Origin of the sequence: Streptomyces sp. DvalAA-43 (assembly GCF_900091725.1) — a bacterium.
Classification (GTDB): domain Bacteria; phylum Actinomycetota; class Actinomycetes; order Streptomycetales; family Streptomycetaceae; genus Streptomyces; species Streptomyces pulveraceus.
The window spans coordinates 305144-327151 of sequence record NZ_FMBW01000087.1; the positions used below are offsets into that span (position 1 = coordinate 305144).

Annotated in this window: 17 protein-coding genes; 8 read left to right on the forward strand and 9 right to left on the reverse strand. The window is 69.1% G+C overall.

Annotation, left to right across the window (positions count from 1 at the left end; all coding sequences use genetic code 11):
- The first annotated feature begins 162 nt into the window (after nucleotides 1-162).
- Nucleotides 163-2085, forward strand: coding sequence for a SpoIIE family protein phosphatase (locus tag GA0115234_RS36200; RefSeq protein WP_093550176.1), 1923 nt, complete (start codon nucleotides 163-165; stop codon nucleotides 2083-2085).
- Between the two features lie 157 nt (nucleotides 2086-2242).
- Entirely contained in the window at nucleotides 2243-3712 is a 1470-nt protein-coding gene (locus GA0115234_RS36205; RefSeq protein ID WP_093550178.1) for a catalase, read from the forward strand.
- A gap of 85 nt (nucleotides 3713-3797) precedes the next feature.
- Here the strand turns inward: GA0115234_RS36205 and GA0115234_RS36210 are convergent, their stop codons facing one another.
- On the reverse strand, nucleotides 3798-6041 hold the full coding sequence (locus tag GA0115234_RS36210) for a transglycosylase domain-containing protein (protein ID WP_093550180.1): 2244 nt from the start codon (nucleotides 6039-6041) through the stop codon (nucleotides 3798-3800).
- Between the two features lie 221 nt (nucleotides 6042-6262).
- Here GA0115234_RS36210 and GA0115234_RS36215 point away from each other — a divergent pair, with 221 nt between their 5' ends.
- The 4 genes from GA0115234_RS36215 to GA0115234_RS36230 all read left to right on the forward strand — a co-directional run bounded on the left by GA0115234_RS36215 (nucleotide 6263) and on the right by GA0115234_RS36230 (nucleotide 11213).
- Complete coding sequence (locus GA0115234_RS36215; RefSeq protein WP_093550182.1) at nucleotides 6263-7234, forward strand: SPFH domain-containing protein; 972 nt, start codon at nucleotides 6263-6265, stop codon at nucleotides 7232-7234.
- Between the two features lie 375 nt (nucleotides 7235-7609).
- The gene (locus GA0115234_RS36220) at nucleotides 7610-8134 is read left to right on the forward strand and encodes a PadR family transcriptional regulator (protein WP_093550469.1); all 525 of its coding nucleotides are present in this window, start codon (nucleotides 7610-7612) and stop codon (nucleotides 8132-8134) included.
- Nucleotides 8131-8817, forward strand: coding sequence for an ABC transporter ATP-binding protein (locus GA0115234_RS36225; protein ID WP_093550184.1), 687 nt, complete (start codon nucleotides 8131-8133; stop codon nucleotides 8815-8817). The genes GA0115234_RS36220 and GA0115234_RS36225 overlap by 4 nt, the downstream gene beginning before the upstream one ends.
- Nucleotides 8814-11213, forward strand: coding sequence for an ABC transporter permease (locus tag GA0115234_RS36230; RefSeq protein WP_093550186.1), 2400 nt, complete (start codon nucleotides 8814-8816; stop codon nucleotides 11211-11213). Before GA0115234_RS36225 ends, GA0115234_RS36230 begins: the two co-directional genes overlap by 4 nt.
- A gap of 186 nt (nucleotides 11214-11399) precedes the next feature.
- Here the strand turns inward: GA0115234_RS36230 and GA0115234_RS36235 are convergent, their stop codons facing one another.
- The 4 genes from GA0115234_RS36235 to GA0115234_RS36250 all read right to left on the reverse strand — a co-directional run bounded on the left by GA0115234_RS36235 (nucleotide 11400) and on the right by GA0115234_RS36250 (nucleotide 15452).
- Nucleotides 11400-11891: a hypothetical protein gene (locus tag GA0115234_RS36235; RefSeq protein ID WP_202554573.1), complete on the reverse strand. Its 492-nt coding sequence runs from the start codon at nucleotides 11889-11891 to the stop codon at nucleotides 11400-11402.
- A 110-nt stretch (nucleotides 11892-12001) separates the two neighbouring features.
- Nucleotides 12002-13795, reverse strand: a complete 1794-nt coding sequence (locus tag GA0115234_RS36240) for an alpha/beta hydrolase (RefSeq protein ID WP_093550190.1) — start codon at nucleotides 13793-13795, stop codon at nucleotides 12002-12004.
- 2 nt (nucleotides 13796-13797) lie between these two features.
- A complete protein-coding gene (locus GA0115234_RS42010) occupies nucleotides 13798-14178 on the reverse strand; it encodes a hypothetical protein (RefSeq protein ID WP_141718529.1) in 381 nt (126 codons plus the stop codon).
- A gap of 314 nt (nucleotides 14179-14492) precedes the next feature.
- Nucleotides 14493-15452, reverse strand: a complete 960-nt coding sequence (locus GA0115234_RS36250) for a hydrogen peroxide-inducible genes activator (protein ID WP_093550194.1) — start codon at nucleotides 15450-15452, stop codon at nucleotides 14493-14495.
- 131 nt (nucleotides 15453-15583) lie between these two features.
- On the opposite strand from GA0115234_RS36250, the gene GA0115234_RS36255 reads away from it, so the two are divergent.
- Nucleotides 15584-16138 carry a peroxiredoxin gene (locus tag GA0115234_RS36255; RefSeq protein ID WP_031083404.1) on the forward strand — a complete coding sequence of 185 codons (555 nt, stop codon included), beginning with the start codon at nucleotides 15584-15586 and terminating at the stop codon, nucleotides 16136-16138.
- Between the two features lie 12 nt (nucleotides 16139-16150).
- Nucleotides 16151-16684: an alkyl hydroperoxide reductase gene (locus GA0115234_RS36260; RefSeq protein ID WP_072483998.1), complete on the forward strand. Its 534-nt coding sequence runs from the start codon at nucleotides 16151-16153 to the stop codon at nucleotides 16682-16684.
- Nucleotides 16685-16766: 82 nt separating this feature from the next.
- Here GA0115234_RS36260 and GA0115234_RS36265 read toward each other — a convergent pair whose 3' ends face one another.
- The 4 genes from GA0115234_RS36265 to GA0115234_RS36280 form a co-directional block, all read right to left on the reverse strand.
- Nucleotides 16767-18230: an AI-2E family transporter gene (locus GA0115234_RS36265; RefSeq protein WP_093550196.1), complete on the reverse strand. Its 1464-nt coding sequence runs from the start codon at nucleotides 18228-18230 to the stop codon at nucleotides 16767-16769.
- A gap of 136 nt (nucleotides 18231-18366) precedes the next feature.
- Entirely contained in the window at nucleotides 18367-19080 is a 714-nt protein-coding gene (locus tag GA0115234_RS36270) for an aggregation-promoting factor C-terminal-like domain-containing protein (RefSeq protein WP_093550198.1), read from the reverse strand.
- 390 nt (nucleotides 19081-19470) lie between these two features.
- A complete protein-coding gene (locus GA0115234_RS36275; RefSeq protein WP_093550200.1) occupies nucleotides 19471-20793 on the reverse strand; it encodes a PhoH family protein in 1323 nt (440 codons plus the stop codon).
- A gap of 354 nt (nucleotides 20794-21147) precedes the next feature.
- Nucleotides 21148-21909, reverse strand: coding sequence for an isoprenyl transferase (locus GA0115234_RS36280; protein WP_093550202.1), 762 nt, complete (start codon nucleotides 21907-21909; stop codon nucleotides 21148-21150).
- Between the last annotated feature and the right edge of the window lie 99 nt (nucleotides 21910-22008).

The following is a 22008-nucleotide window of genomic DNA, read 5'->3' on the forward strand; positions in this document are numbered from 1 at the left end:
CGGAAACGTTGTCACCGGCCCACCCCGCGAGCATCCGGTTTCAGCCCCTCGTTCCGGGGCATCCGATGACAGCCGTTGTTATCGCCGCTCCTGCCGGGGCACAGTAACGCCCCAACAGGTGATCGCCTCATACAACCGGCCCGGACGGACGGAACCCCACGCGTGACGGAGCATCCCACCTCCCACGAAGGCCGGCAGCCTCTCGCCGCCCGGTCGCAGGAACGCACCCGGCCGCGGCAGCAGGACGCCGCGTCGGCCGCTTCGCCTGCCACCGCCGCGATCCCCAACCCGGCCGCGGCGCCGGGACCGGGAACCGGCCCCGCGGCGAGCACCGGCCCCGCAGGACTCGACCCGCTGGCCGCGGCCCGTCGCGAGGGCGACCGGCTGCGCTTCGTCGGGGCCGCCACCCGGCGGATCGCCCGCGGCATAGACCTGGACGAGATCGTGCTGGGTCTGTGCCGGGCCAGTGTGCCGACGTTCTCCGACGCCATACTGGTCTACCTCCGCGACCCGCTCCCGGTCGGCGACGAGCGGCCGGTCTCGCCCTTCGTGCTGCGGCTGCGCCGGTCCGACCGGCTGCGGCTGAGCGAGGAGGAGACCGAGAGCGCGCCGGAGACCGAGCGCCTGCGGCTGCCCGCCATCGATCCGCACGGCGATCTGACGCCCGCGGCCGAGCTGTGCGAGGTCCGTTCCGGCGGCGCGCTGGCCGAGGTGCTGCGCGGGGTGCGGCCGGTCTTCGGCGACTCCGCGGCGGCCCGCGCCGCGCTGCCCGAGCTGCTCGGCACCGGCCGGACCGTGCCCACCGGACACCGCGCGATCCTCGCCCCGCTGCGCGGACGGCGACGGGTGATCGGCGCCGCCGTCTTCCTGCGCGGCACGGAACGGCCGCCCTTCGAGGCCAACGACCTGCTGGTCGCGGCCCAGCTGGCGACGCACACCGCACTCGGCATCGACAAGGCCGTGCTGTACGGGCGCGAGGCGTACATCGCCGACGAGTTGCAACGCACCATGCTGCCGGACTCGCTGCCCCAGCCGACCGGTGTCCGGCTCGCCTCCCGCTATCTGCCGGCCGCCGAGACCGCCCGGGTCGGCGGCGACTGGTACGACGCGATCCCGCTGCCCGGGAGCCGGGTCGCCCTGGTCGTGGGCGACGTCATGGGCAACTCCATGACCTCCGCGGCGATCATGGGCCAGCTGCGCACCACCGCGCAGACCCTCGCCGGGCTCGACCTGCCGCCGCAGGAGGTGCTGCACCACCTCGACGAGCAGGCGCAGCGCCTCGGCAGCGACCGCATGGCGACCTGCCTGTACGCGGTGTACGACCCGGTCGCGCACCGGATCACCATCGCCAACGCCGGGCATCCGCCGCCCGTCCTGCTCCATCTGGGCGGCCGTGCGGAGGTGCTGCGGGTGCCGGCGGGCGCCCCGATCGGGGTCGGCGGGGTGGACTTCGAGGCCGTCGAGCTGGACGCGCCCGCGGGTGCCACGCTGCTGCTCTACACCGACGGCCTGGTGGAGTCCCGGCTCCGGGACGTCTGGACCGGCATCGAGCAGCTGCGCGAACGGCTCGCCGCCACCGCCCGGCTGACCGGCCCGGACCACTCGCCGCCGCTGGAGGCGCTCTGCGACGACGTCCTGGACATGCTCGGTCCGGGTGACCGGGACGACGACATCGCGCTGCTCGCCGCCCGCTTCGACGGGATCGCGCCGAGCGATGTCGCGTACTGGCACCTCGAACCCGAGGAGACCGCTCCGGGCCGGGCCCGTCGGCTGGCCCGCCGCGCGCTGAGCCGCTGGGGTCTCGACGACCTCTCCGACTCGGTGGAGCTGCTGGTCAGCGAGGTGGTGACCAATGCGGTGCGTTACGCGGAGCGACCGGTGACGCTGCGGCTGCTGCGCACCGACATCCTGCGCTGCGAGGTCGGCGACGACTCCCCGCAGCTGCCCCGGCAGCGCCGGGCGCGTGACATGGACGAGGGCGGCCGCGGCCTGTTCCTGGTGAACCGGCTGGCCAGGCGGTGGGGGGCTACGCGCCTCTCGACCGGCAAGGTGGTCTGGTTCGAGATGCCGCCCCGGGGCCAGTAGAGGGACGGGCGGAAACCGGGCGGAAGGGTCCGGAACGGACGCGGGGCAGAACCCTGTACGCAGGGTAGCGAAATGTTGCCGACCTCCTGTCGGCGGGTTTGACTTCAGTCGTGAACGAGACGACCTGACCGAAACCCCCACCGACGGGAGGACGCTCGTGTCCGAGGAATCAAAGACCAGGAACACCCCCTACACCACGAACAACGCCGGAATCCCGGTGGAGAGCGACGAACACTCGCTCACTGTCGGAGCCGACGGACCGATCCTGCTCCAGGACCACTACCTCATCGAGAAGATGGCCCAGTTCAACCGTGAACGGGTCCCCGAGCGAGTGGTCCACGCCAAGGGCTCCGGCGCGTACGGCACCTTCAAGGTGACCAATGACGTCAGTCAGTTCACCAAGGCCGACCTGTTCCAGCCGGGCAAGCAGACCGCCATGCTCGCCCGCTTCTCCACGGTCGCCGGCGAGCAGGGCTCCCCGGACACCTGGCGGGACCCGCGCGGATTCGCCCTGAAGTTCTACACCGAGCACGGCAACTACGACATGGTCGGCAACAACACGCCGGTCTTCTTCGTACGCGACCCGATGAAGTTCCAGGACTTCATCCGCTCGCAGAAGCGCCGCCCGGACAACGCGGTCCGCGACCACGACATGCAGTGGGACTTCTGGACCCTGTCCCCCGAGTCCGCGCACATGGTGACGTGGCTGATGGGCGACCGGGGTATCCCGAGGACGTACCGCCACATGAACGGCTACAGCTCGCACACCTATATGTGGGTGAACGCGGGCGGCGAGCGGTTCTGGGTGAAGTACCGCTTCAAGACCGACCAGGGCATCGACTTCTACCCGCAGGACGAGGCCGACCGGATGGCCGGTATCGACGGTGACGTCCACCGCCGCGACCTGTACGAGGCGATCGAGCGCGGCGACCACCCGAGCTGGACGCTGTACATCCAGGTGATGCCGTTCGACGACGCGCCGGACTACCGGTTCAACCCGTTCGACCTCACGAAGGTGTGGCCGCACGCCGACTACCCGGAGATCGAAGTCGGCCGGATGACGCTGAACGAGAACCCGGAGGACTTCTTCGTCCACATCGAGCAGGCGTCCTTCGAGCCGTCGAACCTGGTCCCCGGCATCGGTCCGTCGCCGGACAAGATGCTGCTCGGCCGGCTCTTCTCGTACCCGGACACCCACCGGTACCGGATCGGCCCGAACTACGCGCAGCTGCCCCCGAACCGTCCGCGGTTCGGCCGCAACTCGTACGCGAAGGACGGCCCGATGCGCTACGAGCCGAGCCGTACGGGAGCGGTCTACGCCCCGAACTCCTACGGGGGTCCGGCCGCGGACACCACGCGCTACGGCGACCCCGCGGGCTGGGCGACGGCGGGCGAGATGGTCCACGAGGCGTACAAGCTGCACCGCGAGGACGACGACTGGGGCCAGGCGGGCACGATGGTGCGCAAGGTCCTGGACGACGCGGCCCGCGAGCGGCTGGTGGGGAACATTTCCGGCCATCTGCTGGACGGTGTGAGCGCCCCGGTCCTGGAGCGGGCGCTCCAGTACTGGCGCAATGTGGACAAGGACCTCGGCGACCGGGTCGCCAAAAAGGTCAACGGCGGCTGACACCGCCGTACGCGGGAGACATGATTCAGGGGCGGTGCCGGCCGGCACCGCCCCTGAATCGTGCGCTCAGCGCCCGGTCATCCGCTCACTGGCCGGGCGGGTTCCGGTCGGCGCTGTTCTGGCCGGGGCGCCCGGAGTCCGGTCCGGTGCCCGGCGGGTCCGGGGACTGGCTCGGCGGCGGCACGTCGGGCGACTGGCTCGGCGGCGGCACGTCCGGGGACTGGCTCGGCGGCGGCACGTCCGGGGACTGGCTCGCGCTCTTCGAGGGCGCGTCCGGCGACTTCGACGGCGTCGTGTCGGTGCTCGCCGACTGCGAGGGGGTCGTCGACGGCGAGGACGGGACGGTGGACTGTCCTCGCTCGACGTCCTCCAGGTCGAACTGTGCGCCGGAGCCGCCGTTCAGGGCGCCGAGGGTGTAGTCCGCCCAGATCTGCGCCGGGAAGCCGCCACCGTTGGCCCGGCCGGAGTTGGCCGTGCCGGTCAGGCTGACCTGGCCACCGCCGTCCTTCGGCGATTCACCGAAGAGCGCGACGACGGTGGTGAGCTCCGGGGTGTAGGCGGCGAACCAGGCCGACTTGTTGTTCTCCGAGGTACCCGTCTTGCCCGCCGCCTCGTACGCCGAGGTGTTGGCGGCCTTGCCGGAGCCGCTGTCCACGACGCCCGTCAGGACGGAGGTCACGGTGTCGGCGGACTTGCGGCTGATCACCTGGCTGCCGACACCCTTGGCCGGCTCGACCGTCCGCTCCCGGTGCTCGGCCGACTTCACGATGAACGGGGTGACCTTCTTGCCGTGGTTGTCGAGCGTGGCGTACGCGCCCGCCATGTCCCAGGTCGACGCGTTCATGGTGCCGAGCGTGATGGCGGGGCGCTCGGGGAAGTTCTTGTCCGGTACGCCGAGGGCCAGCGCGGTCTTCTTCACCGCGGGCGGGCCGACGTCGACGACCATCTGCGCGAAGACCGAGTTGATCGACGCGTTCATCGCCTTCTGCACGGTGACGCTGCCGTAGCTCTGGTTGTCCTCGTTCTCCGGGGCGAACGGGGTGCTGCTGCCCACGACGGGCCGCTTGCTGGTGCCGTCGTAGCGGGTGTTGACGCCGATCAGGTCGCCGTCCTGGGTCTTCGCCTCGTTCTCCAGCGCGGAGGCGAGCACCAGCGGCTTGAAGGTGGAGGCGGGCTGGTAGTCCTGGCGGGTGGCGTTGGAGATGTAGTGCTTGGTGTAGTCCACCCCGCCGTACATCGCGACGACCGCGCCGGTCTTCGGGTCGACCGAGGTGGCACCGGCCTGGACGGTCGCGTCGACCTTGTTGTCCTTGCGGTCCAGCTTGGACTCCAGCTGGCGGTCGACGGACGCCTCCAGCTCCTTCTGCCGCTTCTTGTCGATGTTGAGCCTGATGGTCCAGCCGCCGGCCTGCCGCATCTCCGCGGTGACGCCCTGCTTCTCCAGCTCCTTGTTGGCCGCCTCGACCAGGTAGCCGGTCTGGCCCTCCATGCCCTTGGCGGGCTTGGGCTTGTGCGGCTTCGGGAAGGTGAGCTTGTCGCGCTCGGCCTTGTCGAGCCAGTGCATCTCGACCATGTTGTCGAGCGTGTAGCCCCAGCGCTCCTTGACCAGCTTCTTGCCGGTCGGCGTCGCGGACTGCCAGTCGTACTGGCTGGGGGCCTGGAGCACGGAGGCCAGATAGGCGCCCTGGGAGACGTTGAGGTCCTTGGCGTCGACCCCGTAGTAGGCCTGTGCGGCGGCCTGGATGCCGCTCGCGCCCCGCCCGTAGTACGCGGTGTTGATGTACCCGGCCAGGATGTATTCCTTGCTCTTCTTGCTGTCGACCTTGAGCGAGATCACCAGTTCCTTGAGCTTCCGGCTGATCGTCGGGTCCTGCGTCAGGTAGTAGTTCTTCACGTACTGCTGGGTGATGGTCGAGCCACCCTGCTTGCCCTTGCCGCTGAGGGTGTTGAGGAGCCCTCGCGCGGTGCCCTTGAGGTCCACGCCCTTGTCGTCGTAGAAGCTCTTGTTCTCGGCGGCGACGAAGGTGTGCTGCACCTTCAGGGGTACCTCGGCCAGGTCGACTATCTGGCGGTTGACGCCGTTGCCGGTCCGGGTCAGCAGTGTTCCGTCGCTGTACTGGTAGACGTTGCTCTGCCGCTCGGCCAGGGCGTTGGCCTTCGGGATGTCCACGTACATGTAGAGCGCGACGAAGGCGCCCATGATCAGCAGGCAGAGCCCGAAGAAGGCGCCCAGCATCTTCTTCCAGGTGAAGAGTCTGCGTATGCCGCCGCTCTTCGCAGCCCGCCGCGCTCCGCGCCGCTGGGCTCGTCGCGCATCCGCTCGACCCATCGCTGTGTTGCTCCCGTTTCTCTGCTCGACCAGATCAGCTAAGCCCAGCCAGCTAACACCGTCGGCGAGGACAAAAAGCAAGCGATGCGGTCTTTTGCGGACGTGACAATCAGCACCCGTTCTCAAGGGAACCGACTCACGAGAGGTGCCCAGGGTTGCGAATCCGGGTAATGTGTAATCACATTGCTAGCAGCCAGTCAGTCTTCGATACGGGGGATTCCATGTCCGACCACGACAATCCGCACACCGTCACCGCTCCGGCCGCCGACCTCACGCCCGACGCGCCACAGATGCCCGAACCGCAGGTGAGAGAGGTGACGGCGCACAGCATCCCCGGCGGCCTCGGCCTGCTGCTGACCGTGATCGGGGTGATCGCCGGCATCGGTCTCGCGATCGTCGGCGGCGTCGTCGCCTCGAACGGGAGCAACGGCGTGGGCGTCCCCGTCTGCGTCTTCGGGATCCTGCTCGTCTTCGCCTCGTTCTTCTGCATGACGGGTGTGAAGATGGTCGCACCGGGCGAGGCCCGGGTGATCCAGCTCTTCGGCCGCTACGTCGGCACGATCCGCACCGACGGCCTGCGCTGGATCAACCCGCTCACCAGCAGCCGGAAGATCTCCACCCGGGTCCGCAACCACGAGACCGCGGTCCTCAAGGTCAACGACGCCTACGGCAACCCGATCGAGCTCGCCGCGATCGTCGTCTGGAAGGTCGAGGACACCGCGCAGGCGCTCTTCGAGGTCGACGACTTCCTGGAGTTCGTCGCCACCCAGACCGAGGCGGCCGTCCGCCACATCGCGATCGAGTACCCGTACGACGCCCACGACGAGGGCGGTCTCTCGCTGCGCGGCAACGCGGAGGAGATCACCGAGAAGCTGGCCGTGGAGCTCACCGCCCGGGTGCAGGCCGCCGGTGTACGGATCATCGAATCGCGCTTCAGCCACCTCGCGTACGCCCCCGAGATCGCCTCCGCGATGCTCCAGCGCCAGCAGGCCGGCGCGGTGGTCGCGGCCCGGCAGCAGATCGTCGAGGGCGCGGTCGGCATGGTCGAGATGGCGCTCACCCGGATCGCCGAGCAGGACATCGTCGAGCTGGACTCGGAGCGCAAGGCGGCCATGGTCAGCAATCTGATGGTGGTGCTGTGCGGTGACCGCGCGGCACAGCCTGTCCTGAACACGGGCAGTCTTTACCAGTGACCGATCAGACCCCGGCCCGCCGGACCCCGCCGCAGCGCAAGCAGATGCTGCTGCGGCTGGATCCGGCGGTGCACGACGCGCTGGCCCGCTGGGCCTCCGACGAGCTGCGCAGCGCCAACGCCCAGATCGAGTTCCTGCTGCGCAGGGCGCTGGCGGAGGCGGGCCGCCTGCCGGGCACGGCGCGTCCGATCCCCCGCCGGGGGCGCCCCCGAAGGACGCGGCGGGCCCGCCGGAGGCCTGAGCGGCGGGGATCCGGGACGCGGGGGCCGGGCGCACACCAGGGGGATCCAGGGCTGAGCCCCGGCTGTACATCGGGATCCGAGCCGGAGGTCCGGGTATACACCGGGGGTATACACACCGTGTACAGTGCTCGGCATGTCTATCGGCCACACCCTGCTCGGACTCCTGGAGTCCGGCCCCCGCCACGGCTACGACCTCAAGCGCGAGTTCGACGAGAAGTTCGGCCACGACCGCCCGCTGCACTACGGCCAGGTCTACTCGACCATGTCCCGGCTGCTCAAGAACGGCCTCGTCGAGGTCGACGGCATCGAGAGCGGTGGCGGTCCGGAGCGCAAGCGGTACGCCATCACCGAGGCCGGGATCACCGATGTCGGTGCCTGGCTCGCGCAGCCGGAGAAGCCCGAGCCGTACCTCCAGTCGACGCTCTACACCAAGGTCGTCCTGGCCCTGCTCACCGGCCGCAGCGCGGAGACCCTGCTGGACACCCAGCGCACCGAGCACCTGCGCCTCATGCGCATACTCACCGACCGCAAGCGCACCGGCGATCTCGCCGACCAGCTGATCTGCGACCACGCGCTCTTCCACCTCGAAGCCGATCTGCGCTGGCTGGAACTGACCGCCGCCCGGCTCGACCGGCTCGCCGCGGAGGTGGGCGCATGATCCCCGTCGGCTCCCTGCTCAGCGCCGACAGCCTGCACAAGGCGTACGGCCAGACGCCCGCGCTCGACGGCGCGTCGTTCTCCATCCACCCCGGCGAGGTCGTCGCCGTGATGGGCCCCTCCGGCTCCGGCAAGTCCACCCTGCTGCACTGCCTCGCCGGCATCGTCACCCCCGACCGGGGCACGATCACCTACGCGGGCCGTGAGCTCTCCGCCATGTCGGACGCCGAACGCAGCGCCCTGCGCCGTACCGAGTTCGGCTTCGTCTTCCAGTTCGGCCAGCTCGTCCCGGAGCTGACCTGCGTGGAGAACGTCGCCCTGCCGCTCCGCCTGGCCGGCGCCAAGCGCAAGGAGGCCGAGCGCACCGCCCGCCACTGGCTGGAGCGCCTGGAGGTCGACGACGTCGCTGCCAAGCGCCCCGGCGAGGTCTCCGGCGGCCAGGGCCAGCGCGTGGCCGTGGCCCGCTCGCTGGCCGGCTCCCCGAAGGTGATCTTCGCGGACGAGCCGACCGGCGCCCTGGACTCCCTCAACGGCGAACGGGTCATGCAGCTGCTCACCGAGGCGGCCCGGTCCACCAACGTCGCCGTGGTCCTGGTGACCCACGAGGCGCGGGTCGCCGCGTACTCCGACCGTGACGTCACCGTGCGCGACGGCCGGACCCGCGACCTGGAGCACGCCGTATGACCCTGCTCGACCAGAAGAAGGCACCGGCCGCGACCCCGCCCGGACCCCCCGGCCCCACCGGCTTCGCCGCCTGGCTCCGCGATCTCGCCCTCGGTATCAGGTTCGCCGCGGGCGGCGGGCGCGAGGGCTGGATCCGCACCGCGCTGACCGCCGTCGGCGTCGGCCTCGGTGTGGCCCTGCTCGTGACCGCGGCGTCCGCGCCGCATCTGCTGGAGGAACGTTCCGCGCGCAGCCAGGCCCGCGCCGAGAGCGCCGTCCCCGGCGGGCCCGACGCCCGGGCCGCGAAGACCGACACCTCGGTGCTCCGGGTCAACGCGGAGACCGAGTACCGCGGCCGCACCATCGACGGCTGGCTGATGCGCGCGGACGGCACTCGTCCGGCCCTCCCGCCGGGCGTAGCGCGCTTCCCCGCCGCGGACGAGATGGTGGTCTCCCCCGCGCTGAAGGAGCTGCTGGACTCCTCGGAGGGCGCACTCCTGAGGGAACGGCTGCCGAACCGGATCACCGGCACGATCGCCGACTCCGGCCTGGTCTCCCCCGGTGACCTGGTCTACTACGCGGGCAGCGACACCCTGACCCCCGACAACGGCGGTCACCGGATCGCCGGTTACGGCGACCCGAGCGAGGGCGAGGAGATGCCGCCGGTCCTCATCGTGCTGATCATCATGATCTGCGTGGTGCTGCTGGTGCCGGTCGCGATCTTCATCGTCACCGCGGTGCGGTTCGGCGGCGACCGCCGCGACCGCCGGCTCGCCGCGCTGCGCCTGGTCGGTACGGACATCCGGATGACCCGCCGGATCGCGGCCGGCGAGGCCCTCTTCGGGGCGCTCCTCGGTCTGCTGATCGGGGCGGTGCTCTTCCTGGTGGGGCGCCAGTTCGTCGGGCACATAGAGATGTGGAACGTCAGCGTCTTCCCGTCCGACCTGGTGCCCGACCTCCGGCTGACGGCGCTGGTCGTGGTCGCCGTTCCGCTGACCGCGGTGGTGGTCACGCTGGCCGCGATGCGCTCGGTGGTGATCGAACCGCTCGGCGTCGTACGGGGCGGCCGCAACCGCAGGCGCCGGGTCTGGTGGCGGCTGCTGATGCCGGCCGCGGGCCTGGCGGTGCTCGGCCTGACCGGCAGGGTCGACGAGTACTCCCCGGTCAATCCGTACCCGATCGCGGGCGGTGCCGTACTGGTCCTGGTCGGGCTCGCGCTGCTGCTGCCCTGGCTGATCGAGGCGTGCGTGAACCGGCTGAACGGCGGTCCGGTGCCCTGGCAGCTCGCCATCCGCAGGCTCCAGCTGAGCAGCGGGGCGGCTTCCCGCGCGGTCAGCGGCATCACGGTCGCGGTCGCGGGTGCGGTGGCGCTGCAGATGCTGTTCGCCGCGGTGGGCGACGAGTTCACCCGGATGACGGGACAGGACCCGTCGCGGGCCCAGTTCTACACGTTCTCCGAGAAGGTCGACCCCGGGGCGGCCAACCGGACCATCGAGCAGTTCAAGGCCACCAAGGGGGTGAAGAGGGTCATCGGCAAGGTCGAGGTGTACGTCACCCGGCCCGGAAAGTTCTCCGGGGACGACGTCCGGCCCACCACCAGTCTCATCGTCGGTGACTGCGGCACCCTGCGGGAACTGGCCCAGATCGACTCCTGCAAGGACGGCGACACCTTCGTGGTCCACCCCAGGAACGACAAGGAGATGTCCAACTGGGTCGACCAGACCGCCCGCAAGGGCAAGGAGGTCGAGATCGGCGCGGGCCTCGGCGGGAAGCCGATGCGGTGGACCCTGCCCGCCGACTCCCCGACGGTCACCGTCCGCCGGGATCCGATGGGCGAGGACTCCTGGGGCATCATGGCCACCACCGGCGCGATCGACCCGACCACGCTGCCGGGCGCGATGACCCAGTCCCAGATCCGGGTCGACCAGAGCGTGCCGGACGTCGCGGAGTACGTACGGAACACGGCGGCCAGGATCGATCCCGCGATGCGGGTGTCGAGCCTCACGTCGGTGGCCCGTGACGAGAAGTACGCCAGTGTCCAGCGCGGCCTCCAGGTCGGCGCGACCCTGACGCTGCTGCTGATCGCCGCCGCGATGCTGGTCTCGCAGCTGGAGCAGCTGCGCGAACGCAAGCGCCTGCTCTCGGTCCTGGTCGCCTTCGGCACCCGGCGTTCCACGCTCGGCTGGTCGGTGCTCTGGCAGACCGCCGTGCCGGTGGTCATCGGGCTGGTGGTGGCCATCGCGGGCGGACTGGGTCTGGGCGCGGCCCTGATCGCCATGCTCGACAAGGAGGTCACCGACTGGTGGCTCTTCCTGCCGATGACCGGCGCGGGCGCGGCGCTGATCCTGCTGGTCACGCTGGTGTCGCTGCCCTCGCTGTGGCGCATGATGCGGCCGGAGGGCCTGCGCACGGAGTGACGTGACGCGGCGATCGGCAGGGGGTGCGGTCCCACGTGGGACCGCACCCCTTCGGCGGTCCCGGGCACGGGTCCTTCGGGACCCGTACCGATGACCGTCGCGCCCCGGGCTGGCAGGACACCAAATTCTCTGGGCCGTGCCGGCCATGTGCTCACACCTGACTTGCCAACGAAAGTGCCGTCGCCTTCAGCTTGGAGAACTCGAAGAGACCGGCTTGTCGGACGACCAGAAGCCGGAGTGCACGTTGGGAGTGGGCACGTCGTTTCCACGGTAGTCAGTGCCCCTCCCCGAAGTGGAGGGCTGCGCCACCTTCGACTTGTCCACGCAAGCCGTTTGAACCTCAAGGAAGAACTGCCCCTTGTACCCGACGGTCAGCCCCATCTTCAATACGCCGTCGCCGGCATCGGCATAGACGGCAGGGAACTTCTTGTCGGGGTTGACCTTGGTGATTGTGTAGCCCGCCTTCTTCCATGCCCGTTCGATGATTCCGAGAAGCGAACCTCTGCGTTCCTCGGAAACCTGAGTCATGACCACAGCACGGCGTGTGACATCGCCGAGCTCCGGGGCGCCAGCGCACATTCCGTTATCGGATTCATCGTGTGTCCACTCCAGGGGAGGACGCACAGAGGACAGCGTGTCGCCGATGAGGCTGTCAGCCTTGTCTGCAGCCTGCTGCATATTCACGCTGGAACTCCTCCGGGGGGCAAGGGAATCATTGCCGCCGCTCCCGCAGCCGGCCAAAAAAGCCAGGGCAAGCACAAGGACGGCGATGCGATGGGAAACGTCCTTCACCGCGGGGCCTCTGTAGTGATCGAGTCCGAATGTCCGGCGACAATCAAAGCGACGTTGTCTGCCGCTGAAGGATTCCTTCCCTCGTCGAAATAACCAGAGTGCGCGGGAGTTGGGCCTTGGCCCGACAGCCAGAACGGGAGTGGGCCGTCGCCGCTCTCCATTCTCGTGGCCCCGAACCCCTTACTCGCCGGGTCCGTACCGAACCAGAGACCATCGCTTTCCACTATGGCTGACCCAAGGATCCCCGCGCCGAGCAGCTCCTCCCTACTGGGCAGCTTCGTTACGGGATCATTGTCGGCGGAACCGATGAACACGTGCCCCTTGCCGACGTTCAGTTCCGAAGCGTTGTCGGCCCCGGTACCCGGGCTGCCCAGCAGAACGATGTCGTCAACGCCCGGGATACCGCCGTCCTGCCGGGCCGCGGTACCTACGGTGAGCGATCCGTAGGAGTGGCCGATCGCTGTGATGTGCGGGTCCTCGTCTTCGTTGGTCACCCGAATGCCTTCCATGAACGCGTTGTAGTCGGGCGCGCCATTGTTCGCGTCGGTCGTCGACCCGACGTCCATGAAGCCCGGCGCGTCGTATCCCAGCCAGACGATGGAGGCGCTGGACGGGTCGTACTTCTGGGCACCCTTCGCGGTCTGGAAGGCCCTGCGCACGGTGTCGTCCGCGAAGTCTGCGTCAAGAGCCGTACCGAGGCCTGGCACGTACGAGGACACGTTCCTGGCGGTGTCGGGGTTTCCGTAGCTGACAATGGCTCGGCCCTTCCCCTCTGTACCAATCCCAAGCAGGTACATGGGCGGGTGTGAATCGTGGGACAATTTGGACTGAATACCCTTCAGTCCTGCGAGTTTGTCCTGTGCGCCGTCGGCCGTCTGACCTTCGAGGCCGGCGATCACCAAGGGGAGGTTCGCGCGGTTCGCTTCGTCGCGCACCGCAGCCGGAATGCCGTCGAGGGACCCGATCACGTCGGGGAAGGACGTGATGTACTCCTGACGCTCCTCCTTGCTCAAGTGGTCCCACCATTCCTTTCGCTCAGCCGGCGACTTGCCCAGCACTTGCTCTGACAGGTACTCACGGGCCGCGCTTCCAACGGCAGCAACATCCCCCGCCACGTTCGCCCAGGTCTTCCTGTCGACCGTGAGACCGGGCGCGGCCTTGAGCTCCCGAAGAGCCGAACTGTATCGTTCGTCGATTTCGCGGGCCTCACGCAGGGCATGAGCGATACGGTCGGCCACGTCCTGGGCCTTGGCTCGGTGAGGGTTGGGACTCCTCAGCTGTGGGGCATCCGGTCCCAGAGCGGGGTCGTACATGCCGTTACCGTCGCGGTACAGGCCGGGGTTTCCAGCGCCGATCAGACCGTTGTTGCCCATGACGGAGCCACCCGGTATCGGGTCACCAGTCATCGCGTTCTCGCCGCCGGCCGGGTAGTCAATGCTGCCGTTGGCGTTGACTTCGTAGCCCCCGAGGGAGGCCACATCGTCGAGAACATCACGCAGCCGACGTTGCGGGGCAATGAGTTCGGTGGCCAGACCATCAAGTGCGCCTCGGATCAAGCCCGCCTCGGTCTGAATGTAGTGGTAGTTCTCGCCAAGACGCTTCAGCCGCTTGACGGCCGACTCCGCCGACTCGCTTTCCTGCGTCTTGGTGAGCTTGCCGCTCATGTCACCGTCGACGCGCTCGCGCGCAGCGTCAGCACGACGCATCAGCGCAGCCCAACCGTCGGCTGCGTCGGTCAACTCGGACAGCTTGAGGTCGCGGAGCTGCTGCCAGGTGAGCCCGAACGCCATGACTACTGCCCCATCCTCGTGCCAGGAACCTTCACTGACTTGGCCTTGTCACCCACCTCGGCGTCCACCTCTCTGAAGTCGACAGCCACCTGGCGCAACTTGGGTTCGAGTGAACTGCACTCTTCCCGGACTGCTTTGAGGCGCTCATCCCAGGAGTTGAGCACCGTCTTCAGCGAGCCAAGGCTGGCCAGCCCTTCGAGACCTCCGCCTATGCCCTCGTGAGCGGAGCGGAGCTCCACTCTGCACGTGCTCGTGACGGTCTGCAGGTCATCAGCCGTACCAGCGGCCTCGGTCCACGGTCCGCCTTTGTGCTTGAGCCTGCCCGCCCCGGCACCAGTCGACGTCGCAGGCCCGCCTTCTCCTTGGAGACTGTTGATCTCCATACGCGAAGCGTGGCGCTGCCCCGCATCGGCTTTGAGCTGTTCCCATTCATCCCATGCCATGCCTGACTTTCCCCCCGCGTCCCGGATGCCATCCGGGCAAGCTTTTTCATGGTCCGTCGCACTCATTGAGGTTGCAGTTGCAGATCTTACGTAGCCAGTGCGTTACGTGACGTACGGTCACTCACACCCCGGCCAGAAGTACCCGCGCCTGCGGGAGTCCGCATAGGCAACTTGACCTGAAACGTTGCCCGTTACGGACTGTGTGGGACGGTCGCCATGAAACCCGGGATCACCTCGCCCGGGGGATACTGGCTCTAATGGCCGTCCGTCACCCGTACCGGTAGCACCGCCATCGCCTCCCGCAGCGCCGCCGCGAACTCCTCGAACTCCTCGTGCCGGGCCGCCCCCGTCCGCATCCCCAGCGCCACCCGCCTCGACGGCGCCGGTTCCGCGAAGTACCCGGTGGTCAGCGCCTCGTTGCGGTCGGTCTCGACCGTCACCGCGGTGCGCGGCAGCAGCGTCACCCCGAGGCCGCCGGCGACCAGCTGTACCAGTGTGGAGAGCCCGGCCGCGGTCGTGGTGACCGGCGCCCCCTCCGTGCGCCCCGCCTCCCGGCAGATGTCCAGGGCCTGGTCGCGCAGGCAGTGGCCCTCGTCGAGCAGCAGCAGCGGCAGCTCGCGCAGCGCCTCGCGCGGGATGTCGGCGCGCCCGCCCAGCCAGTGGTCCTTCTCCATCACCAGCACGAAGTCCTCGTCGAAGAGCGGGAGCTCGGTCACCCCGGGCACCCCGAGCGGCACCGCGAGCAGCAGCAGATCCAGCCTTCCCGCGGCCAGCCCCTCCAGCAGCGAGGAGGTCTGCTCCTCGTGCACCTGGAGGTCGAGCTCCGGGTAGCGCTCGTGGACCAGCCGGAGCACGGTCGGCAGCAGATACGGGGCGACGGTCGGGATCACTCCCAGCCGGAGCACCCCGGTGAACGGCGCCCGGACCGCCTCGGCCTCCTCCATCAGCTCACCCACGGCCTCCAGCACCGCGCGCGCCCGCACCGCGAGCCGCTCCCCGGCCGGCGACAGCAGCACCTTGCGCGTCGTACGCTCGATGAGCTGGACACCCAGTGCCTCCTCGAGCGCCGACACGGCCCCGGAGAGCGCCGGCTGACTCATCCCGATTGCTGCCGCCGCGTCCCTGAAGTGCAGATGTTCCGCGACGGCCACGAAGGCGCGCAGCTGCGAGAGGCTGGGTTGTTTGGGCCGACTGCCCTGATTGCTCTGCGCCACTGATAGGCACCTCCGATCATCACGGCCGAGTGTAGCTATTTCCGTGATCAATGCACTCTGTGCCAAGGTGGAGTCCGTCCAACCCTCAGGAAATCCCCCAAAAGGGAATTCCAACGCAACAAGGAGAGCGCGTGCTCACTGTCGGTGACAAGTTCCCCGAGTTCGACCTGACCGCTTGTGTCTCACTGGAGAGCGGCAAGGAGTTCGAGCAGATCAACCACAAGACCTACGAGGGCAAGTGGAAGATCGTCTTCGCGTGGCCGAAGGACTTCACCTTCGTGTGCCCCACCGAGATCGCCGCCTTCGGCAAGCTGAACGACGAGTTCGCCGACCGTGACGCCCAGATCCTCGGCTTCTCCGGTGACTCCGAGTTCGTGCACCACGCCTGGCGCAAGGACCACCCGGACCTGACCGACCTGCCGTTCCCGATGATGGCCGACTCGAAGCACGAGCTCATGCGTGACCTCGGCATCGAGGGCGAGGACGGCTTCGCCCAGCGCGCCGTCTTCATCGTCGACCAGAACAACGAGATCCAGTTCACGATGGTGACCGCCGGTTCCGTGGGCCGTAACCCCAAGGAGGTCCTGCGGGTCCTGGACGCCCTGCAGACCGACGAGCTGTGCCCGTGCAACTGGACCAAGGGCGAGAACACCCTCGACCCGGTCGCCCTCCTCTCGGGCGAGTGAGCTGACAGCGACATGGCACTCGACGAACTGAAGGCCGCCGTTCCGGACTTCGCCAAGGACCTGAAGCTGAACCTCGGTTCGGTCATCGGGAACAGCGAGCTCCCGCAGCAGCAGCTGTGGGGCACCGTCCTCGCCTGCGCGATCGCCTCGCGCTCGCCGAAGGTGCTGCGCGAGCTGGAGCCGGAGGCGAAGGCCAACCTCTCCGCGGAGGCGTACACCGCCGCGAAGTCGGCCGCCGCCATCATGGCGATGAACAACGTCTTCTACCGGACCCGGCACCTGCTGTCGGACCCCGAGTACGGGACGCTCCGTGCGGGCCTGCGGATGAACGTCATCGGCAAGCCCGGCGTGGAGAAGATCGACTTCGAGCTGTGGTCGCTCGCGGTCTCCGCGATCAACGGCTGCGGCCAGTGCCTGGACTCCCACGAGCAGGTGCTTCGCAAGGCCGGCGTGGACCGTGAGACCATTCAGGAAGCCGTCAAGATCGCCTCGGTGATCCAGGCGGTCGGCGTGACCCTCGATGCCGAGGCCGTGCTCGCCGAGTAGGACCAGCGGTACCCCTTGTACGAGAAGGGCCCCAGGGACGACCGACCGTCCCCGGGGCCCTTCTCCCTTCTGCCCGTGGGCCCTACGTGCCGGGCCTGCCGGGCCCGTGCTTCGTACCGCCGTCGTCCGGGTCCCGGTCGTCGTCGCCGTGGTCGATGTCCTCGGGCGGCGCCCCGGGCGCGGGCGTCGGAGCGACATCGACCGCGGTCGCCCCGCGCGGGGCGGGCGCGTACCGCAGCGCCTCCTCCTGCCCGTACGTCCGCAGATAGCCGACCACCGTGTTGGTGACCGCGACCAGCGGCACCGCGACGACCGCGCCGCCGATGCCGGCGATCATGCCGCCCGCGGCGACCGAGAGGACCACGGCGAGCGGATGCACCCGCACCGCGCGGCCCAGGATGAACGGCTGCAGCACATGGCCCTCGATCTGCTGCACGGCGAGCACCACCACCAGCACCATCAGGGCGGTGAACACGCCCTGGGTGACCAGCGCGACGACCACCGCCAGCGCCCCGGAGATCACGGCGCCGACCAGCGGGATGAAGGCGAAGAGGAAGATGAAGACGGCCAGCGGCACCGCCATCGGCACATCGAGGAAGAAGATCCCGAGCCCGATGAAGATCGCGTCGATCAGCGCCACTATGACCGTGCCCCGCACATAGGCGGTCAGCGTCCGCCAGGCGCGCGGCCCGGCACCCGCGACGCCCGGCCGGGCCTGGGCCGGCACCAGCTTCAGCACCCAGTGCCAGATCCGCCTCCCGTCGTACAGCAGGAAGAGCGTCGAGAACATCGCCAGCAGCATCCCGGTGAGGAGTTCCACCATCACGGTGACGCCCTGGAGTCCGGCGGAGGTGATCTGCTCGGTGTTGGTGCCGATGGTGTCGCTGAGGTTCTTCGCGATGTCGTTGATCTGCTGCTCGGTGACATGGAAGGGGCTGTCGAGCAGCCAGTTCTTCAGGTCGTCGATACCCGTCCGCACCTTGTCGGAGAGGGTGTCGATGTTGTCCATCACCTGCCAGACCACGAACCAGCCGACCAGGCCCATGATGACGAAGCCCAGGATCGCCGTGACGGCGGTGGCCAGGCCGCGCGGCAACCCGTAGCGCCGCAGCCGGGCGACGGTCGGCTGAAGCATCGCGGTGACGAGCAGCGCCGCGACGAAGGCCAGGACCACCAGCTGCACGGCGCTGATGACCCGCATCAGCACCCAGAGGGTGCCCGCCAGGACGAGCAGCCGCCAGCCCGCCTCGGCCGCGACCCGCATCCCCCAGGGGATCGCCGCGACCGGATCGGGCCGGGCGGCGACGGAGGGGGCGTACGAGGGCGGTGGCGGCACGCGGTCGGCCGTGGCACCGCGCCCGGCCGCCTCGGACGGCACGGCGTCGGCAGGCACAGCGGCGTCGGCGGGCACGGCGGAGGCGGGCACGGGCAACGCGGTCCGTGCGGCCTCGTCTCCCTCGGCCTCGACCCTGCGCTGCTCCAGCCGATCGCCCAGTTCGGTCAGTTCGGCGCCCAGCCGGCCGAGCCACCCCGGAAGTTTCGACATGATCGTTTCTCTTCCCCCGTCTTCTCTCCCCGACGCTCCCCGGCCGAGCGGTAGAAACCGACGGTACACGCGCGAAGCCCCTCGCCGTGGAACGGCGAGGGGCTCTGCACGCTTGGGACCGGAACCTCCGCGGGTTCTAGTACCAGTGGTTGGCCTGCCAGAACGTCCAGGCGGCACACGGGCTTCCGTAGCGGCCGCTGTTCATGTAGCTGAGGCCCCACTTGATCTGGGTGGCCGGGTTGGTCTGCCAGTCGGCGCCTGCGGTCGACATCTTCGAGCCGGGCAGCGCCTGCATGAGGCCGTAGGCGCCGGTGGACGGGTTGCTCGCCCGGTAGTTCCAGCTCGACTCGACGTTCACGATGTTGCTGAAGCACTGGAACTGATCGGCGGGCACGATCTGACGTGCCATCGCCTGGATCTCGGCCACGGTGTACGAGCCCTGCTGGGCGAAGGAGGAGGCGCTGCGGATCGAGGAGCGGCTGGCGCGCTCGTCCGCTTCCTTCTCCTTCTTGGCCTTGCGCTCCTGCTCCAGCTTGTCCTCGGCCGCCGCCTTCTTCGACTTGGCGTCCTTGGCGGCCTGGATGCGGGCCGCTTCCTCCACGGACTTCTTCGCCGCCGCGTCGGCCGCGGAGGCCTGGGCATCGGCCTGCTGCGTCAGCGAGGCGGTCTGCACCTGGGCCTGCTGGCCCGCGGGGATGTCTGCGAGCAGCGTGGTGTCGGCTGCGGTCGCCTCGAAGTTGTTGTCGTCGACAGCAGGAGTGCTGCCCGATGCAACGCCCACGACGGCGCCAACGGTGGTTACGGCGGTGGCGGATGCCACGGCGAACCCCCGGACCGAGATCCGGCTCACACGGTGTCCTTCCAGCATCGCCCGCTTAGGTGACCTCGCGGACGCAATCGTGCCCCTGGCGCTGGCCTCCCTACTGCTTGGGTCACGGGAGGCACGGACCCGGTGGGCGACTCCCCGGAGGAAGCGCCGCGTGGTACTCGCGGGCGGCATACGGACGGCGATTGTTGAGTTGTGTGGTGCGTGGCACCTCGGGAGGTGCGGGTGTGCCGTATGCGGGGCCTGACGGAAGCAAGACTCTGCCGGAACGGCACACCGGGAAGCAATTCTCTGTTGCGTGTGAAAGCTCACACCTCGTTTGGAGCAAGTGATTTTCGGAAAAGGTGCCGCAACGCAATGCCGCCCGGCTAAGCTGCTTCGCTCGCCGGGCGGCACCAACTGTCGCAAGCCGTATCAGATCTGGCCTTCCTCCAGCATTTCGGTCACCAGCGCGGCGATCTGCGAGCGCTCGGAGCGGGTGAGGGTGACATGCGCGAAGAGCGGATGCCCCTTCAGTTTCTCGACCACGGCGACGACTCCGTCGTACCGGCCGACCCTGAGGTTGTCCCGCTGGGCCACGTCATGGGTGAGCACCACGCGGGAATTCGCCCCGATCCGGGACAACACGGTCAGCAGGACGTTCCGTTCGAGCGACTGCGCCTCGTCGACGATCACGAAGGCGTCGTGGAGCGAGCGGCCCCGGATGTGGGTGAGCGGCAGGATCTCCAGCATCCCGCGCCCCAGCACCTCTTCGATGATCTCGCGCCCGGCGACCGCCGAGAGCGTGTCGAAGACGGCCTGCGCCCAGGGGCTCATCTTCTCGGCCTCGGTGCCGGGGAGATAGCCCAGCTCCTGCCCGCCGACCGCGTACAGCGGGCGGAAGACCATCACCTTCTGGTGCTGCCTGCGCTCCAGGACCGCTTCGAGCCCGGCGCAGAGCGCCAGCGCCGACTTGCCGGTGCCTGCCCGGCCGCCCAGCGACACGATGCCGACGTCCTGGTCGAGGAGGAGATCGAGGGCGATGCGCTGTTCGGCGCTGCGGCCGTGGATGCCGAAGGCCTCCCGGTCGCCGCGCACCAGGCGCACATTGCCCTCGGCGGTGACCCGGCCGAGCGCCTTGCCGCGCTCGGACTGGAGGACCAGTCCGGTGTGCACGGGCAGTTCGGCGGCCTCGGGCACGTACAGCGTCTCCTCGCCGTAGAGCAGATCCACCTGCTCGCCGGCGAGCGAGAGCTCCGACATGCCCGTCCAGCCGGAGTCGGTGATGGCGAGTTCGGCGCGGTACTCCTCCGCGAGGAGTCCGACCGAGGACGCCTTGATGCGCAGGGGCAGGTCCTTGGAGACGACGGTGACGTCGTACCCCTCGGCCTGGAGGTTGCGCGCGACCGCGAGGATCCGTGAGTCGTTGTCCCCCAACCGGTAGCCGGCCGGCAGTACGCCGGGGTCGGAGTGGTTGAGTTCGACGCGCAGCGTCCCACCCAGGTCCCCGAGCGGTATCGGGGCGTCGAGGCGGCCGTACCGGACCCGGAAGTCGTCCAGCAGGCGCAGGGCCTGCCGGGCGAAGTACCCGAGCTCCGGATGGTGCCGTTTGGCCTCCAGTTCCGTGACCACGACGATCGGGAGCACGACTTCGTGCTCGTCGAACCGGACCATGGCGTTCGGATCGGCCAGCAGGACGCTGGTGTCGAGAACATAGGTGCGCCTGTCGGGCATGCGGCGCTTTGTGCTGGTCACCACGGAAGGACGTACCCCCTCGGACGAGGTTGGGGTGCGACGGCGTCGCGGAGCATCCCAATGGGAGAGAACGGACCGGGCTGGGGCCCCGAAGCACGGGCCGGGCACCGGCCCTCCGCGTCGGCCGCGTTGTTCGTACGGTCCTTCGTGTGCAAAGGGCCTCCCGGGCGAGCGGACTCCATGCCGCTCACTTGGACACGACGTCCGCCTGGTTCCTGACCGGACGTCGACCTGTCAGGGGTATTCCCTCGAACACGCGAAGCCATGCCGCCCGGGGCGGGCGGGTGAGCTGGGATGTATGCCTCGGGGCACGTGGGTCCGGGCGGGGAACCCGTGCCGACGGAGGGCCGGGAAGGGTCAGCCGCCGTAGCGGCGGCCGCGGGCCGCGTAGTCGCGCAGGGCGCGGAGGAAGTCGACCTTGCGGAAGGCCGGCCAGAAGACCTCGCAGAAGTAGTACTCGGCGTGCGCGGTCTGCCAGAGCATGAAGCCGGAGAGCCGCTGCTCGCCGCTGGTGCGGATGACCAGGTCCGGGTCGGGCTGGCCCCGGGTGTAGAGGTGTTCCGAGATCAGGTCCGTGGAGACGATTTCGGCCAGGTCCTCGAACGAGGTCCCCTTGGCGGAGTGGTCCAGCAGCAGCGAGCGGACCGCGTCGGCGATCTCCTGGCGCCCGCCGTAGCCGACGGCGACGTTGACCAGTATTCCGTCGACATCCATCGTGGCCTGCTCGGCCTCCTTGAGCACCGTCTGGGTGTGGGAGGGCAGCAGGTCGAGGGTGCCTACGTGGTGGACCCGCCAGCGGCCGTCCGCCGCGAGATCGCGCACGGTGTTCTCGATGATCCCGAGGAGCGGTGTCAGCTCGGCCTCGGGGCGGTCGAAGTTGTCCGTGGAGAGCAGCCAGAGCGTGACGACTTCCACATCCGTCTCGCTGCACCAGCCGAGCAGGTCCTTGATCTTGTTCGCGCCGGCCTGGTGCCCCTGCGCGGCCGTGCCTCCGGACGCCTTCGCCCAGCGCCGGTTGCCGTCGAGGATGACGCCGATGTGCTTGGGCACCTGGGTGTGGTCGAGGCGGGCCTCCACCCGGCGCGCGTAGAGCCCGTACACCAGGTCGCGCAAGTTCACTGAGTTCACCTCTCGGTTCCGTGCGGGCCCACCCGCCCCCTTGACCGGGGTCCGGGGTCGTCCCCCTGGGGATCGCCGCACCGGTTCACAGAGTCCATC

What these genes read in the sequence shown, in the direction of transcription:
- GA0115234_RS42010 (WP_141718529.1), bottom strand. Translation starts at nt 14,178, where the DNA reads ATGGAGATCAACAGTCTCCAAGGAGAAGGCGGGCCTGCGACGTCGACT.
- GA0115234_RS36265 (WP_093550196.1), bottom strand. Translation starts at nt 18,230, where the DNA reads ATGTCGAAACTTCCGGGGTGGCTCGGCCGGCTGGGCGCCGAACTGACC.
- GA0115234_RS36260 (WP_072483998.1), top strand. Translation starts at nt 16,151, where the DNA reads ATGGCACTCGACGAACTGAAGGCCGCCGTTCCGGACTTCGCCAAGGAC.
- GA0115234_RS36225 (WP_093550184.1), top strand. Translation starts at nt 8,131, where the DNA reads ATGATCCCCGTCGGCTCCCTGCTCAGCGCCGACAGCCTGCACAAGGCG.
- GA0115234_RS36215 (WP_093550182.1), top strand. Translation starts at nt 6,263, where the DNA reads ATGTCCGACCACGACAATCCGCACACCGTCACCGCTCCGGCCGCCGAC.
- GA0115234_RS36240 (WP_093550190.1), bottom strand. Translation starts at nt 13,795, where the DNA reads ATGGCGTTCGGGCTCACCTGGCAGCAGCTCCGCGACCTCAAGCTGTCC.
- GA0115234_RS36220 (WP_093550469.1), top strand. Translation starts at nt 7,610, where the DNA reads ATGTCTATCGGCCACACCCTGCTCGGACTCCTGGAGTCCGGCCCCCGC.
- GA0115234_RS36235 (WP_202554573.1), bottom strand. Translation starts at nt 11,891, where the DNA reads ATGCAGCAGGCTGCAGACAAGGCTGACAGCCTCATCGGCGACACGCTG.
- GA0115234_RS36230 (WP_093550186.1), top strand. Translation starts at nt 8,814, where the DNA reads ATGACCCTGCTCGACCAGAAGAAGGCACCGGCCGCGACCCCGCCCGGA.
- GA0115234_RS36210 (WP_093550180.1), bottom strand. Translation starts at nt 6,041, where the DNA reads ATGGGTCGAGCGGATGCGCGACGAGCCCAGCGGCGCGGAGCGCGGCGG.